Source organism: Nocardia sp. NBC_00403, assembly GCF_036046055.1.
GTDB lineage: Bacteria > Actinomycetota > Actinomycetes > Mycobacteriales > Mycobacteriaceae > Nocardia.
On record NZ_CP107939.1, the window covers coordinates 1045108 to 1060690 of the forward strand.

Annotated in this window: 15 protein-coding genes; 6 read left to right on the plus strand and 9 right to left on the minus strand. The window is 64.5% G+C overall.

Annotated elements, in window-relative coordinates; all coding sequences use genetic code 11:
- The first annotated feature begins 97 nt into the window (after window positions 1-97).
- From OHQ90_RS04620 to OHQ90_RS04640, 5 genes are all read left to right on the plus strand, one after another.
- On the plus strand, window positions 98-889 hold the full coding sequence (locus OHQ90_RS04620; RefSeq protein WP_328407656.1) for a TIGR03084 family metal-binding protein: 792 nt from the start codon (window positions 98-100) through the stop codon (window positions 887-889).
- A 355-nt stretch (window positions 890-1244) separates the two neighbouring features.
- Window positions 1245-2006: a hypothetical protein gene (locus tag OHQ90_RS04625; RefSeq protein WP_328407657.1), complete on the plus strand. Its 762-nt coding sequence runs from the start codon at window positions 1245-1247 to the stop codon at window positions 2004-2006.
- 318 nt (window positions 2007-2324) lie between these two features.
- Window positions 2325-3473 carry an L-2-hydroxyglutarate oxidase gene (lhgO, locus tag OHQ90_RS04630; RefSeq protein WP_442941445.1) on the plus strand — a complete coding sequence of 383 codons (1149 nt, stop codon included), beginning with the start codon at window positions 2325-2327 and terminating at the stop codon, window positions 3471-3473.
- 133 nt (window positions 3474-3606) lie between these two features.
- A complete protein-coding gene (locus OHQ90_RS04635) occupies window positions 3607-4077 on the plus strand; it encodes an SRPBCC family protein (RefSeq protein ID WP_328407659.1) in 471 nt (156 codons plus the stop codon).
- 10 nt (window positions 4078-4087) lie between these two features.
- Complete coding sequence (locus OHQ90_RS04640; protein ID WP_328407660.1) at window positions 4088-4696, plus strand: ribonuclease H family protein; 609 nt, start codon at window positions 4088-4090, stop codon at window positions 4694-4696.
- Between the two features lie 87 nt (window positions 4697-4783).
- Here OHQ90_RS04640 and OHQ90_RS04645 read toward each other — a convergent pair whose 3' ends face one another.
- The 9 genes from OHQ90_RS04645 to OHQ90_RS04685 all read right to left on the minus strand — a co-directional run bounded on the left by OHQ90_RS04645 (window position 4784) and on the right by OHQ90_RS04685 (window position 14305).
- The gene (locus OHQ90_RS04645) at window positions 4784-5545 is read right to left on the minus strand and encodes a hypothetical protein (protein ID WP_328407661.1); all 762 of its coding nucleotides are present in this window, start codon (window positions 5543-5545) and stop codon (window positions 4784-4786) included.
- A 169-nt stretch (window positions 5546-5714) separates the two neighbouring features.
- Window positions 5715-6884, minus strand: a complete 1170-nt coding sequence (locus tag OHQ90_RS04650) for an MlaD family protein (RefSeq protein ID WP_328412545.1) — start codon at window positions 6882-6884, stop codon at window positions 5715-5717.
- Window positions 6885-6889: 5 nt separating this feature from the next.
- Window positions 6890-7993 carry an MlaD family protein gene (locus tag OHQ90_RS04655; protein ID WP_328407663.1) on the minus strand — a complete coding sequence of 368 codons (1104 nt, stop codon included), beginning with the start codon at window positions 7991-7993 and terminating at the stop codon, window positions 6890-6892.
- On the minus strand, window positions 7990-9081 hold the full coding sequence (locus OHQ90_RS04660) for an MlaD family protein (RefSeq protein ID WP_328407665.1): 1092 nt from the start codon (window positions 9079-9081) through the stop codon (window positions 7990-7992). The genes OHQ90_RS04655 and OHQ90_RS04660 overlap by 4 nt, the downstream gene beginning before the upstream one ends.
- Window positions 9078-10076 (minus strand): MCE family protein, encoded by a 999-nt coding sequence (locus OHQ90_RS04665; RefSeq protein ID WP_442941312.1) that lies wholly within the window; start codon window positions 10074-10076, stop codon window positions 9078-9080. The genes OHQ90_RS04660 and OHQ90_RS04665 overlap by 4 nt, the downstream gene beginning before the upstream one ends.
- Entirely contained in the window at window positions 10073-11101 is a 1029-nt protein-coding gene (locus OHQ90_RS04670; RefSeq protein WP_328407667.1) for an MCE family protein, read from the minus strand. Before OHQ90_RS04670 ends, OHQ90_RS04665 begins: the two co-directional genes overlap by 4 nt.
- Window positions 11098-12612 carry an MlaD family protein gene (locus tag OHQ90_RS04675; protein ID WP_328407668.1) on the minus strand — a complete coding sequence of 505 codons (1515 nt, stop codon included), beginning with the start codon at window positions 12610-12612 and terminating at the stop codon, window positions 11098-11100. Before OHQ90_RS04675 ends, OHQ90_RS04670 begins: the two co-directional genes overlap by 4 nt.
- A 6-nt stretch (window positions 12613-12618) precedes the next feature.
- On the minus strand, window positions 12619-13482 hold the full coding sequence (locus OHQ90_RS04680) for an MlaE family ABC transporter permease (RefSeq protein WP_328407669.1): 864 nt from the start codon (window positions 13480-13482) through the stop codon (window positions 12619-12621).
- 4 nt (window positions 13483-13486) lie between these two features.
- Window positions 13487-14305 carry an MlaE family ABC transporter permease gene (locus OHQ90_RS04685; protein WP_328407670.1) on the minus strand — a complete coding sequence of 273 codons (819 nt, stop codon included), beginning with the start codon at window positions 14303-14305 and terminating at the stop codon, window positions 13487-13489.
- A gap of 562 nt (window positions 14306-14867) precedes the next feature.
- On the opposite strand from OHQ90_RS04685, the gene OHQ90_RS04690 reads away from it, so the two are divergent.
- Window positions 14868-15542 carry a S1 family peptidase gene (locus OHQ90_RS04690; RefSeq protein ID WP_328407672.1) on the plus strand — a complete coding sequence of 225 codons (675 nt, stop codon included), beginning with the start codon at window positions 14868-14870 and terminating at the stop codon, window positions 15540-15542.
- Window positions 15543-15583: the final 41 nt, after the last annotated feature.

Consider the following 15583-nt stretch of genomic DNA (forward strand, 5'->3'; position numbering starts at 1 on the left):
AAATACAAGCACGCATGCTTGCATTTTTCTGGGCCCGCTGCGATGCTGAAGCGCGACGGCGCACCGAGCAGTGTGCCCGCGACCGGCAAGGAAACAGATGGTTGACCTCGACGCGCTACTCGGCGACTTCGCAGCGGAATGCGCGGATCTCGAACTGCTGGTCGCGCCGCTGGCGCCGGCAGACTGGTCCACTCCCACGCCCGCCGCAGGCTGGGACATTTCACATCAGATCGGCCATCTGGCCTGGACCGACGAGGTGGCCATCCTCGCCGCCACCGACGGATCCGGCTTCGCACACATGCTTGCCGAGGCCGCACCGAAGGCGCTGACCTTTGTGGACGAGGCCGCCGAAGCCGCCGCCGCCACGCCGCCGCCGGAATTGCTGGAGCGCTGGCGCCGGGGCCGGACCGCCCTCGCCGCCGCCCTGCGCGCGGTGCCCACGGGCACCAAGCTGGCCTGGTTCGGCCCACCGATGAGCGCGGCGTCGATGATCAGCGCCAGGATCATGGAGACCTGGGCGCACGGCCAAGATGTGGCGGACGCCCTCGGCGTCACCAGGACACCGACCGCCAGGCTGCGTACGGTGGCCCACCTCGGCGTGCGCACCAGGAATTTCGCTTACTCCGTGCACGGCAAAACCGCGCCTGCCGAGGAATTTCGAGTAGAGCTCACCGCGCCGGACGGCACCCTGTGGACGTGGGGCCCCGCCGATGCCGCACAGCGGGTCAGCGGACCCGCCCTCGACTTCTGTTTGATGGCGACACAGCGCCGTCATCGTGACGACCTGGCGCTGGAGACAATCGGCGCGGACGCCGCGGACTGGCTGACGATCGCGCAGGCGTTTGCCGGAAACACCGGAGAGGGCCGAACGGCGGGTCAGTTCGCCTGACCCGCCGTACTTCCCGACCACCCGTTCAAGCTTCGGGAGCGGGCGAGCGCCACACTTGGGTGCGCCGTACGTGTCGACGGCCGGACGCCGTTGGCCGGGGTGTCTCGATGTGGCAGTCGAGAATGACGCTCGCCAGCTAAGTGGGTTTACCCGCCCGTCAGCTGCCGGAAACATCGAACATCCGAAAAATATGCGCGATCCTGGCGCTGATGACACCCTTCGCCCGGCTTTGTGATGCTGCTCTCACCGATGCGGCAGCCCCACAGGCAACACCGTAACCTGGACAAGTGTACGGCTTTCAACGATGCGGGCCGCGCTGCAAGGGGAGCAGGGGCGGAGGGAAGGAAAAAGCATCGTGACTGCACACAAGCCTGCTCAGGTCGTTCGGCATGCCGCGATCGTGCTCGCAGGCGCAGCCAGTCTCAGCCTCACCGTTGTCTCCGGGGCCTACATCGTGAACCAGATGGCCGATACCCATCGAGCAGGCAGCGAACTCTCAGCACCGCCTACCACGACCGCCGAGGACATCGCCGCCGACGCCGGCCCCAGCATCTCCGAGGCCCTGCGGATCGGCGGAAGTCGCGATCTCCCTGCGCTATTCGTGCACCTGCCCATCGATACGACCGCCGCATCCCCGAATATCGCTGCACCACATATCAATCCGGCCGTCGGCACTCCGGCAGGCCTGGCCGGAAAGCTCCGGCTCGGTACCACCTATGTCGGTGCGCAATTGACCCCGATCCGCGCCGACACCATCGCCTTCACCGTCGACACCAACGCACTGACTGTGCTGTCGGACTTCCTGCTGTCCACACCGATCCGGGACCGGCTCGGCGTCGGCAACGACCCGGCCGCGACCACGCAGGTGCGCACCGAACTCGACACCCACGGTCAGGTCACAGTGACGTTTTCCGACCCGACCCTGGGTGAGCACGCACTGCGCCTGAACCGATACACCGCACCGACTCCAAAGGACGCGCCGAACGCGACACCGCAGGAATCCGCAGTCACCAGTGCGACGAGGGCCGACACGGCGGCACCCGAAACTCCGGTCGCACCTGTGGACTCGACACTGCACCCGCAACTGAAGACCGCACCGAGCACCATCGACGTCTGACCCACGCACGACCACATCCAGTTGCCGACATACGGCAACAACTGATTTCGTATGCACATGGGTAACTCACCGGGCACGCCCACAACCCGACCCAACACCACAACCCCTGGCCCGCAACGAAACAGTCGCGGCACCCACGACCGGCAAAAATCGCGGAGCGGCGGGGGAGCTGACTCACCGGGCACGCCCACAACCCGACCCAACACCACAACCCCCGGCCCGCAACGAAACAGTCGCGGCACCCACGACCGGCAAAAATCGCGGAGCGGCGGGGGAGGCTCACCCGGCGGAACAGACTTCTGCGTGATCGGTGGGGGGATCGTCGGTGTGGCGACGGCACATCGGATTCTCCAGCGCCATCCCGGGGCCAGCCTGGTGCTCGTCGACAAGGCCGCGGCGTTGGCCACCCATCAGACCGGGCACAACAGCGGCGTCATCCATTCCGGCATCTACTATCCGCCCGACAGTTTGAAGGCGAAACTGTGCAGGCAGGGTGCGCAGTGGACGAAGGATTTCGCCGCGGCGCACGGGATTCCGTTCGAGGTGTGCGGAAAGCTGCTGGTGGCCACCGACGCCGCCGAATACGAGCGAATGCTCGCACTGCACGAGCGGTCGGTGACCAATGGGGTGGATGTCGAATTGATCGACGCCGCCGAGCTCATTCGTCGCGAACCACATGTGACAGGGGTCGGGGCGCTGTTCGTGCCGAGCACCGGCATCGTCGACTACACCCGCGTCACCACGGCGCTGGCGGAGGAGATCCGGCGGGCGGGCGGGCAGATTGTGCTCGGCGCCGAGATCGATGCGATCACCGAGACCGATGACGCGGTGACGATCGCGGGCCCTTCGGGTTCCTGGACCGCACGCACCCTGGTGGTGTGTGCCGGTCTACAGGCCGATCGAATGGCCGCGCTCGCGGGCCTGCGCACCGATTTCCGTATCGTGCCGTTCCGCGGCGAGTACTACCAGCTGCCTGCCGAACGCGCCGGGCTGGTGCGGACGTTGATCTATCCGATCCCCGATCCGAACCTGCCGTTTCTCGGTGTACATCTGAGCCCGACCATCGACGGCGAGCTGACCGTCGGCCCGAACGCGGTGCTCGGGCTGGCCAGGGAGGGCTACCGCAAGGGCAGCGTCAATGCCCGCGACGCCCGCGAGGTGCTCGGGTTCCCCGGCGTCCACCGGGTGGCCCGCACCCATCTGCGCACCGGGGTGCGGGAGTTGCGCAACTCGCTGTTCAAACGCGGCTACCTGGCCGAATGTCGACGGTACTGTCCCGAGCTGACGATCGCGGACCTGCGGCCACGCGAGGCGGGAATCCGGGCGCAGGCGGTGCTGCGCGACGGCACTCTGGTGCACGACTTCATGATCGAGCGCACGCCGCGGTCGATCCATGTGCTCAATGCGCCGTCACCGGCGGCGACCTCCGCCATGCCGATCGCCGAGCATTTGGTCGATCAACTCTGATCCGCCACCATCCGGCAACCAAGCAACCGCCCGGTCGCAATGCGGAAAGCCGTCCAACCAAATCCTAGGCAACCCCCCAATAAAGAGGAGAACTGTAGTACTTTTATCGGCAGCCGTGGAACAGGGAGGGCCTATGGGCCACATCAAGTACGCGAGTGACGTCGGAGCACCTGTCGAGGTTGCCTTCACCTACACGGACAACCATCTATTCGTGCCGGACTGGATGTTCGCTGTCGCCGGCTTCGAGCCGACCGGGGAGATCGATCACGGCCTCGGGGCGAGCTACACGACCACAGCGCGGCTGGCCTGGTGGCGGCCGGCGGTGCTCTGCGAGATCACCGAGTACCGACGCAATGTGGTAATCGGCTACACGCTGCGCGGACGGCTAACGGGAACACTCACACTCAGATTCGATCCACTCGGCTACGGACGGTCGGTGCTGACGTCCGAGGCGGAGTACGCTCCACCGAGCGGCCTACTCGGCCGCCTGTGCCTCGGTTTGGTCGACTCCGCCGTGAAATCGGCGCTGCGCCGCACCGAGTCTCAGTTGCGAAGGGAGATAGAGGAATTCCACGGTACCGATCTTGTCGGTCGGATTGCGTAGGGTGCCACCCATGATCATCGTGAGCACCGACGGATCCTGCCTCCGCAACCCCGGTGGCGCCATCGGCTGGGCGTGGGTCAATCATCAGGGCTCTTCCCGCAGTGGAGGAGCCGCGTCCGGGACCAATCAGGTCGCGGAGCTACGCGCGGTGCTGGAGGCGATCCTCGCGCATCCCGGGGAAGAACCCCTGTTCATCGAGAGCGATTCGCTCTACGCGATCAAATGCGCGTCGGAGTGGATCTCGGGCTGGCGGGTCAACGGCTGGCGCACCTCCACCGGAGGCGCGGTGAAGAACGTCGAGCTCATCAAGCAGATCGATCGAGCCATCGCCACCCGGCCCGGGCCGGTCCGGTTCCGCTGGGTCCGTGGCCATGTCGGCAATTACTTCAACGAGCAGGCCGACAAGTTGGCGGGCGAGGCGGCCAGGCAGGCCGCGGTGACGGCCGCGGGCAGCGAAGTGGCGGCCGCGGAGCTGCCGACGGTGCCCGAGCTGCCGACGGTGGTCGAACTGTCGACGCCGGTCGAGGTGGCCGAGCCCGACAAAGAAAAGACTCCCGGGCCGCGGTCCGCGGGGAAGCCGGTCGCACCGGCGGCGCCTCAGACATTGACACTGTTCTGAGTCCGCCGGCGCGAACGGAGCGCAGGACCGCCCGAAAGACCTCCGGCGGTGGTGTCTCAACCCACCGCCGGAGGCGCTTCGGTCGGGTCAGTTATTGCCGAGCTGCTTGAGGATCGGCAGGTCGAACTTGTTGACCAGCCACTTGCCGCCGTCCTTTTCCAGGCCGGCAACCACGACGAGTTCGACTCGGCTCGGCGGCTTGCCCGCCGCGGCGATGTTGACATTGGTGGTGGTCTGGCCGATCACCACGAGCACGGTGGCCTTGTCCTTGTCACCGGACTGGAAGCCGCACTGCATGTCGTATGTCGACGACTTGGCCTTGGCATCGACGACCACACCCTTGAGGTCCTGGCCGAGCTTGCCGAAGGTTTGCTTCCACTCGCCGGTCGAGGCGGCGTCCACCTTCTTCAGGTAGTCGTCGATGGTGTCCGGGTCGTAAGTGGAGATGAGACGGCCGTATTCGCAGGCGGCCTTGGTCGCGTCTGCTTGCGCGTCCAATTTGTCGCCGCGGTCGGTGGCCTGCAGATAGAACACGGCGACCGCGGTTACCGCGGCCACCAGCAGAATGCCCGCCACGAAGGCGGCAACCACCGGAACAGCCCCGAAGCCACCCTTGGCGGTGTCGGCAGCGGGCTCGGTGTTCGCCGTCTTCTTCTCGGCCGACTTGGTCTCGGCGGCAGCATCTTTGCCCGCGGCGGCAGTCCCCGCGGCATCCGACTTTCCGAGCTCGACTGTCTTGTCGTCGGCTACCGGACTGTCCGGTGCCGTGGAGTCGGCGGCAGTGGTGTTCTCGGCCTCCGGGTCCCGCTTCGATTCGGGGTTGTCGGTTCCAGCATCATCGTTGGACATCGATACAATCCTGCACTTTCCCGGCGCGCTCTGGCACGCCGATTCAGCCTTATCAGCTCGCATGCGGCGAACCGTTCGAACTCTGCGGGCGAGTATCCCCGCCCGGCGGCAGCGCCGCCGAAGCGGGTTGTTTCGAGCGACCTGTACGCAGTCGCCGGCGGTGGTCGACTCACCGCACCGGCGGGAGGGTCATTTCATTCGGATCCACGTTGGGCGGTACCTGGGCGCCATTGTCGGGAACATTCGGTCGCGGTGCGTTCGCCGAACCGCGAATCTGCAGTCCGGGCGGCGGGCTCTCGCAGTAGTTCCACTTGGGCAGCGAGCCGTCCTGGATGACCTCATTGCGCAGCGGCACGTGCTTGTACTGGCAGATCGGCCGAACCCAGATGTCGGCGATGGTGAAGAATTCGCCGTCGTGCGCGGGCACACCCGCCGCCGACAGACCGACCTTCAACGAAGGGAACAGGGCCTGCAGCGCCGGGATGCGCAACTGCGCGGCCTTGGTCATCGCCGAGAAATTGGCAGCCAGACTGGTGATCGGGTCCGAGGTCTTGTCCAGCACCGCGCCGAGACTGGTCAGCTGGCCGGGCGCCTGCTCGAGAATCGTCTGCAATTCGGCGTTGGCGTTGTTGAACTGAGTGAACAGCGCACCCGAATTGCGGGTCAGCGTGGCCAGATCGGGCTGGGCATGCGAGGTGGTGTCCGCGATGGTGCGCAGATTGGTGATCAGGTTCTGGGTCTGCGGCAGCAGCGAATCGAAGCCCGCCATGGCCAGGCTGATGCCGTTCACCATGCCGCGCAACTGATCAGGGCCGCCACTGAGCGCGATGTCGAGCTCGGAGAGGATGGCACCGAACTTGTCCGGGTCGATCTGCGCGATCAGCGCGCTGGAGTTGTCCAGCACCGACCACACCGGGGTCGGGGTCTTGATCTTCTCCGGATCGAACTCGAGGACCGAACCGTCACGAAGATAGGGCCCCTGCTCGGTGCCCGGCCGGAAATCGACGTATTGCTCGCCCGCGCCGGACAGCGCCTGCACCGCGATCGCGGTATCGACCGGAATCTTGTACTTCGAGTCGATCTGGGCCTTGGCGGCGATGGATTGGCCGCGGTCGGTCAGCTCGATCGAGGTCACCTTGCCGATCCGGTATCCGCGCAGCGTCACATCGTTGCCGGGCTGCAGACCGCCCGAGCGGTCCAGATTCACCGTGACGGTGTAGTTGGACTTCAGCGGGTTCACCCGCATGACGCTCACCAGCAGATAGCTGGCGCCGACGAGGAACACCAGCACCAGACCGATGCTCGATAACAGGAGCTTGCGCCCGAACAGGTTCTTCAGCCAGGTCACTTATAGGCCCCCGTCACTCGGGCTTGGATCAACTGCAGGACGGTGATCAGGCTGCCCGCGAAATCGCCCACGTCACGAAGATCCTGGATCTTGCCGTGCGCCGGGTCGCTCAGCACGCTGAGGTCGAGGTTCGTCGCGGTCGCGTAGACGGCGAGGCTGTTGCCGCGGAACGACGCGTCGACACCGGGTTTCATCTCGCGCAGCGCATCCAGCGCCGGTCCGAAATTCTGTTCGGTCCTGGCCAGCGCGTCCATCAGCTGATGGACATTGTCGAGCAGGCTGGCCAGTTGACCGCCCGAGCTGCTGGCGTAGTCGCCGAGCGCCGCGCTGGTCGTCGAAATCTTGGTCAGCAAGTCGCCGATAGCCCGGTTGTTCTCCGCGACGGCACCGATCATCTGCGGCAGCGTGTCGGCGACCTGACCGAGTTCCGAGCGCCTGGTCTCGATGGTCGTCGCCAGCGCGCTGAACTGGTTGAGCACGTTGTCGACGCGGGTGGTGTTGTCGTTCAAACTTGTGACGACCCCGGTCATCTCGGTGATCAGATGTGCCATCTGTGCACCGCGACCGCCGACGATCGAATCCAGCTCCGAGGTCAGCTTGCTCAGCGCGGCGACACCGCCGCCGTTGAACAGCATGGAGACCGAGATGAGCAGCTCCTCGACCGTGGCGCCCGCCGAGGTCTTGTCGAGCCCGAGCGTGTCACCCTCGTGCAGGATCCGCGTGCCCGGCTCCGACTTCGGCTTGGACACCGAGATGAAAACATCACCGAGCGGCGTGGCCTGACGCAGCTCGGCGGTGCTGCCGAGGGGCAACTCGATGTCCTTGCGAATGGTCAGATCGACGATGGCCTGGAAGTTCTTCGTCCTGATGTTGGAGACCACCCCGACATCCGAACCGCCGATCTTCACCTTGGCCTGATCCGGCAGGTTCAGCGCGTTCTCGAAAACCGCGTGCACGGTGTAGGTTTCGCCGCTCGCGCCCGGCTTGGGCAGCGGCAGTTTCTCCACGGTGAATCCGCAACCGGAGGTCACCGCGACACCGGTCGCCACCGCCAACGCGATCAGCGTGCGGCTTGCGTTCTTGATCAGCCGGTTGGTCATTTGGTCATCCCCAGCAGTGCCGCCGTAATTCCCAGGTCGGGTCCCAGGTCCTCGAGCCTCCCGGTTCGGCATCCGTCCGGCTTCATCTGAATCCGTTCACAGAACACGCTCAACAGCTCGCCATTGAGGAAGGTCTGGATATTTCCGTGCAGTCGGATGTAACCCATCTCCCTGTTCACCGACCGATCAAGGTTGTACATGAGCAACGGCGCGATATCGACGACCTCGGTGACGCCACGCGCATTGGCGCGCAGTTGGTCGGTCACCTTGGTCAGCCCGACGAGCGAGCTCGACAACTGATCCTGGTACTGCACGAACACCGAACTGGTGTTGTTCAGGAAGTCGTTGAGCTGTTGCAACGTCGCCTCGAGGCCGGGCGCCTGATCGGCCAGCAGTCCCGTCATCTGCGTCATCCGATTGCTGAAATCACGGACGGACTGGTCGTTTTCGGCCAGCATCGTGGTCAGCTCGTTCAGCTTGACGATGATGTTGGAGACCGCATCCTTGTTGTCGACGCCGACCTTCAGTGCGCCGGAGAGCGCATTGAGTGTGTCGCGCATCTTTTCGCCCTGGCCGTTCACCATCGGGTACAGCACCCGGCCCGAGAGTGGGCCGATGCCTTCGGAACCGGGTTCGGGCTTCAGTGCGGCGGCGAACTGATCGATGGTCTTGATCATCGTATCCAGCTCGACCGGCGTCCTGGTGCGCGCCTTCAGCAGGTGAGCGCCGTCGGACATGGTGGCGCCCTGGGTGTAGACCGGGGTCAGCTCGATGTGTCGATCGGTCACGATGGACGGCGAAACAATCGCGGCCATCGCATCTTTCGGGATCTTCACCCCGGAGTCGATCGACAGGTGGACCTCGACCAGAGTGCCCTTCGGAATGATCTTGTCTACCTTGCCGACTTCCAGCCCGAGCACCGTCACCGGATTGCCCTCGTACATACCCGCGATGTTCTCGAAGTCCGCGGTGATGTGCATTTGGTTGCCGAAGGCGTTGTTCACCGAGCTCGGCAGAATCGAGCAGCTGCCGACCGCGAGCGCCGCGGCGCTGATCGCGACGGTCTTGGCGATGGTCCTGAGGTTCATCCCTGGCATCCCTCGATCATGTGGGCGAAGCACAACCAGTTATCGGGGAACACCCACGGCAGACCGACCTCACCGTAGGGACCGTTACCGAACGCATTGTTGAACTGGCGCACCGACACCGGCATGATCTGCAGCAGCCTGTCGAGATTGTCCTTGTTCTTCTGCAGACCCTCTGCCATGGTGTTCAGCTGCGTGATGGTCGGGCCGAGCTGGTTGTTGTTCGCAGCGCCGATCTCCTGCAACTGCCTACTGAGCGTCGACACATTGTCCAGCAGCTGGCGCAGCAGGCCCTGGCGCTCCATCACCCGGTTCGCGATGGCCTCGCCCTGGGTGATCACCAACAGCACACTGTTGCGGTTGTCGCCGAGAATCTGGGTGACCCGATTGAGATCCTTGAGCAGACCGTCGACCTCGCCCTTGCGCGCGTCCATCACCTTGGCCAGCACGCCGATGCTGTCCAGCGCCTGCGCCGTGAGCTGCGGTGAATCGCCCATCTGCTTGTTGATCATGTCCAGCGAGGTAGCCAGCTTCTTGGTGTCGAGCGCCTCGAACTTCGGGGTGCCGATCTCGACCACATCGGCGAGGTTGTAGGGAACCGCGGTGTTGGACAACGGAATCCGATTGCCCTTCAGACCCGAACCGTCACCCGGCTCCAGATCCACGTACCTGGCGCCCAGCAGCGTTGCCATCTTGATAGAGGCCTTGGCGTCCGGTCCGAGCTCGATGTCGTCATTGACGCTCAGGGAGAGCAGAATGTGTCCGCCCTCGAGCTTCGCATCCACAACCCGGCCACTCGGGACGCCGGCCACGTTGACCTTGTCGCCGACCTTGACCCCTGCGGTCTGGGCGAATTCGGCCTTCACCGTCTGCTCGCCGACACCGATCAGCTTGTAGGCGCTCGAGCCGATCAGCAGCCCGAGAACGAGCACCGCGCCGACGACGCCGAGCCAGAAGTTCCGGTTGTTGTCGAACCTGGATCTGATCTTGGTCATCATGGGCGGCACACCGCCGACTGTCCGTTGCCGCCGATCTGGGTGAGCAGACCGCGCGGGAGCAGGATGCCGTACAGCGAGACATCCAGTTTGCACATGTAGGCGTTCGCGTAGGCGCCGTCCTGGGTGGCCTTGCCGAGGTTCGAGAGCATCCCGGGCAGGTCGATGGCCGCCTGGTCGAGCCTGGCGCCATTGGCGATCAGCAGCGTCAGCGCGGCGCTCGTCGAGTCCTGCGCCGTCTTCATCTTCGGCTGCACCAGTCCGATCATGTCGACCAGGGAGCTGGTCGCATCCGCGATCTGCACAGTGGATTGCTGCAGGGACTGTCCCTGGTCGTACAGACCGCCGATCAGTGACCGGGTCTGGGTTACCAAGGTCTCCAATTCATCACCTCGCTTGGCCAACCCCTGCATCACGCCGCTGAGGTTGGTGATCACATCGCTGAGAATTGCGTCCCGGCGCTGGAAATCCGTGGCCAGGGTCGCGGCTTGAGTGATGAACGCGCTCAACGAAACACCGTCACCCTGCAATGCCTGGATGAAGGTCTCCGACAGCCTGTTCACCTGCTCGGGCTGCAATACCTGGAACAGCGGCTGGAATCCGTTGAGCAGCGCCGAAACGTCGAAGGACGGCTCGGTGCGTTCCAGCGGAATGCTCGCGTTGTTCTTCAGTGCGGCCGGGCTCGCCGATTTGCCCGGCGCCAGCGCGATATACCGTTGGCCGATCAGGTTCTGGTAGCGGACAAGGGCTTTCGTGTCGTCGTACACCGTCTGGTTGCGCTGCACGATGAACGTCACCTTGGCGTCGTTCTTCCGGTCGAGTTCGATCTTCTCGACCTTGCCGACCCGCACGCCTGCCATGCGAACGTCGTCGCCCTCACGCAGTCCGAGCACATCGGTGAATGTGGCTGTGTAACTGTTGGTGTCACCGTCGACGACGCGCGCGAGGGTGTTCCAGATGACCACGGTCACCAGGATCGACACCAACGCGAACAGACCGAATCCGATCAGGGGTTTGCGAACGCTCACTTGCCCTCACCGCTCTCGGTGACCTGCAGGGTTCCCCCACGCAGCGCCGAACTCAGCAACAGATATTCGGCGGTCGTCGGACGCCGCCCGAGCAGCGCGGTGATCGCGGCATCTCCTTCGTACGCAATGGGACCGGCCGACGGGGTACTGGCCGGCCGCGCGGGTAGCCCCGGCGCCGGCTCGGCCGCCGGCGCGGGAGTGGGGGAGCCGCCGGGTGCGGGCGGGAACAGCTGGGGGAAAAGCCCTTCCAGCGGTGTGCCCGCGAACGGGCTCGAGGACCTCGGCGCGTTCGAGCCGGGCACACCGGCGGTGTCCGCGGTGCCACCCGGAGTGGTCACACCCGGGATGTCCGGCAGACCCGCGGGCAGCGGCAGCCTCGGCAGGCCGGCCGCCGAATCCAGCGCCCGCGGCCGCATCGACTCCGGCAGGTAGCCGGGGTCGGCGATCGCCGGTGCGGTGACGCAGCTCGGACCGGGCAGACTGCCGTAGCGAGGGCAGTCGTCCACGGTGTACGGCTTGTACGGGGTGAGCGTGACGCCTGCGTTCCACACCATCTGCCGCTGCGGGCCCCAATGGAAGGTCTGGCTCAGTTTGCGCAGCGAGGTGTTGAGGCTCTCGATCGCCTCCGGGATCGAGTTCGCATCGCCCGCGAGCGCACCGAACATGTCGCTGGTGCCCGCGGTCACCTGCTTGCCCACGTCACCGTTGCGCGCGAAGAGTGCGTTCACGGTGTCCACCGTGCCCGCGCCGTTGGAGATCAGCACGATCAGCGCGGTGCGCCGGTCGGCGATCGTCTGTGCGGTCTTCACCGAACTGCCGAGCACGTCGAGCAGCTCCGGCGCGGACTGGTTGAGCGCCTGGAACGAGTGGGAGAAATCGTCCAGCAGCACACCGAGGTTCGGGATCGACTCGTCGACCGCGGTGAGCCAGCGATCCAGCCGTTCGACGGTGGAGCCGGGCATCCGGCCGCTGCCGTCGAGCGCCTGCGACAGCGTGCCGAGCACGCGGCCGAACTGGACCGGGTCGATCTTGTCGAGGATGGTGCGGACCGTGGTCAGCGTGTCCTGCAGCGCGATGGTGCCCTGGCTGCGGTCCTCTTCGATCTGCGAGCCATCGTGCAGGTACTGGTCGGCGGGTCCGTTGAAGACGAGCTCGACGGAGGTGACGGCGAACAGGTTGCTCGGCACAACTCGGGCGGTCACATTCGACGGGATGTCGTCGGCGAACTCCGGCTTCAGCTCGATCTGCACCTTCTGCTCTTCGCCCTTGGCGGCCACGTTGACGTTCTTGACAGCCCCGACGAGCACGCCGCGGAACTTGACGTCGGCCTGACTCGGCAGTCCGTCGCCGGTGGTCGTCAGATTGGCGACCACATTCACCTTCGGCACGAAATAGCCGCGGTAGCGGGCCATCAGGAAGCCCAGGAGCAGCGCGAAGACGACCAGACCGCAGACGCCTGCGATGAGCAACTGCCGCATGGTGGGTCCGCGCCCACTCGGATCGATGATCATCTCGCCCTACCCAGAAATCCGGATGCCGGGGTTGACGCCCCAGATCGCCAACGTCATGAACAGGTCCGCGAACACCACCACGATGATGCACATCTTGATCGCCCGGCCCGCCGCGACACCCACACCTTCCGGTCCACCGGAGGCGAAGAAGCCGTAGTAGCACTGGATGAACGTGGTGATCGCGACGAACAGCATGGCCTTGGCCAGTGAGTAGAGCACGTCCGTCGGTATGAGGAACTGATAGAAGTAGTGCGCGTAGGTGCCGCTCGATGTGCCTCCGATCAGCTGCACGGTCAGCGAGCACGAGATGTAGGCCATGGCGAGGCCGAGGCAGTAGAGCGGGACGATGGCGACCATCGCCGCGAACATGCGAGTGCTCACCAGGTAGGGCAGCGGCTTGATGGCGATGGAGTCGAGCGCGTCGATCTCTTCGGAGATGCGCATCGCGCCCAGCTGCGCGGTGAATCGACAGCCTGCCTGGGCGGCAAATGCCAAGGCCGCCAACAGCGGTCCCAGTTCTCGGGTGGTGGCGAAGGCCGAGATGGCGCCGGTGATCGGGCTGAGGCCGAGCAGATTCAGCGAGGTGTAGCCCTGGATGCCGACCGTCATGCCGCCGAACGCGCTGAGGATCAGCACAACGCCGATGGTGCCGCCGCCGACGACCAGGCTGCCGTTGCCCCAGGTGACATCCGAGAGCAGCCGCCACACTTCCTTCGGATACTGCTTGAGCGCCGTAGGGATCGACGCGATCGACCGTAGGAAAAAGAACACCTGGTGCCCCAGGCGCGCGACCATATTTACCGGCCACTGCGCGGACTTCTTCAGTTGCTGAAGTGGCCGCAGCAGCGGCGGCACATAAGTTGATGACACCGGCTCAGACCACCTGTGGAGGGAGAAGTACGTTGTAGATCTGGGTGATGATGAGGTTCACTCCGAACAACATGATCGCGGAGCTGACCACCGCGGAGTTCACCGAGTTCGCCACTCCGCCGGGGCCGCCACGGGTATTGAGCCCGGTATCGCAGGCGATGATGGCCGCGAGCAACCCGAAGATCAGCGATTTCACCAGTGCCACAAGGAGATCGACGGTCACTGCGAACGAGGAGAAGGTGCCGACGTAAGAACCGGGCGTACCGTTCTGTGCGAAAATATTGAAAATGTAGCCGGTCAAGAATCCGACGAAAACAACGAAACCGCAGAGCAGCACACTGACCAACATGGCGGCACCGAGCCGAGGGGCGACCAGGCGGCGCAGCGGATCGACGCCCATCACCCGCATCGCGTCGATCTCCTCGCGGATGGTGCGCGAGCCGAGATCCGCGCAGATCGCCGAACCGACAGCGCCCGCGATCATCAGCGAGGTGACCAGCGGTGCGCCTTGCTGGATGATGCCGAGACCGTTGGCCGCGCCGATGAAGGAGGTCGCGCCGACCTGGCCGGCGACCGCGCCGACCTGAATGGAAACGATGACACCGATCGGGATCGCGACCAACAGCGTCGGCGCCGCAGCGACGCTCGACATGAAAGCACACTGCTTGATGAACTCTTTGTAGGGAAAGCGGCGTCGGAATATCGCGATGAACAGCTCGGCAACGGCGGCGAATCCCATCGTGATCTGCCTGCCGAAGGTCTCGAGTGACCGCTTCGGATGGTCTTGCCAGTAGCCTTTTACCCAATCAACCGCATCACTCATCCGTGACTCCGACGGTGGACTCTCGGTCGACTGCACTGACTAACCCCTCTCGACGCCGGTAACCAAACCCCGACGACTTGCTTTGCTTGACGCACCTTACTACGGAGTAGTGCAGAACACACCATCGTCATGTGATTGCAGTCATAGCCGCGTGTCACTGTTCGCGAAAAGCTATGAGACGCGGCACGGACGTTGGTACGGGGCCCAAAGTTAACCGTCCATCTTCTAGAACAAGTTACAGTTCACCTGCGCAGATCAGCGTCATGTTCAGTATCTCGACGCAATTACGAGGAATATATTCATCGAAAATCGCATTTGTTTCGGAGCACCGGACATGACACAACGAACTTGTCGCCGAAACACAAACTCGATGCGCAAACAGTGTTACTTATAGAAGACTGCTATTACGGTAGTAAGAGACGCTAGACCTGAAATGTCGAAAAATGAGGTGGCCACTGCACCACCCCCGGCCATGGCCAGTACATGACGCGCCCGGGGCCGAATACTGACACGATGGGTGCGACAGATTGATATCGTGCGGATTTCCGACCTCTGGAGGGACATGTTCAGCAAACTCGCCAAGGTGGCCAACGCCGCCTTCGCCGTAGCTCTTGGTGCGGCGCTGCTCGGGACGGGCGCAGGGGCAGCGGACGCGGCACCCGCCCCGCCGGTCGTGGGCGGTGGTTCGGGGATCATCATCGACAATCAGTTCGAATGCACAGTCACCACAGTGGGTTACGACGGCGGCGGTCGACTTGTCGGCCTCACCGCCGGACACTGCGGCGACCCGGGCGCTCAGGTGTACGCCGAGGCAGACCGCGGCGCAGGCCAGATCGGCCGGTTCGTCTACTCCAACCACGATCTCGACTACGCCATCATCGAGTTCCAGCCGGGCAAGATCACCCCGGTGAACCGCATCGGCAACGTGACCATCACCGGGATCGGCGGCCCGGCCCGGTTCCCGATGATCGTCTGCAAGGAAGGCCGGACCACCGGCAACACCTGCGGGATCTCCTGGGGCGATGTCTTCGGGTCGAATATGGAGACCTGGTCGCAAATGTGTGTGGTGGAAGGCGATTCCGGCGCGCCGGTCGTCGTCGGCACCACGCTGGTCGGCATGGTGAACGCCTACCTCGCCATCGCCTGCTTCGGGCCCGAGGTCGGCACCAACATGAGCTCGATCATGGGTGACATCAACGCACGTGGCGACATCGGCGCGGGCTTCAACCCGATCTGATCCAACGCTGTCGGAAAGAAATGAGCGGGCCCGTGCGGCCC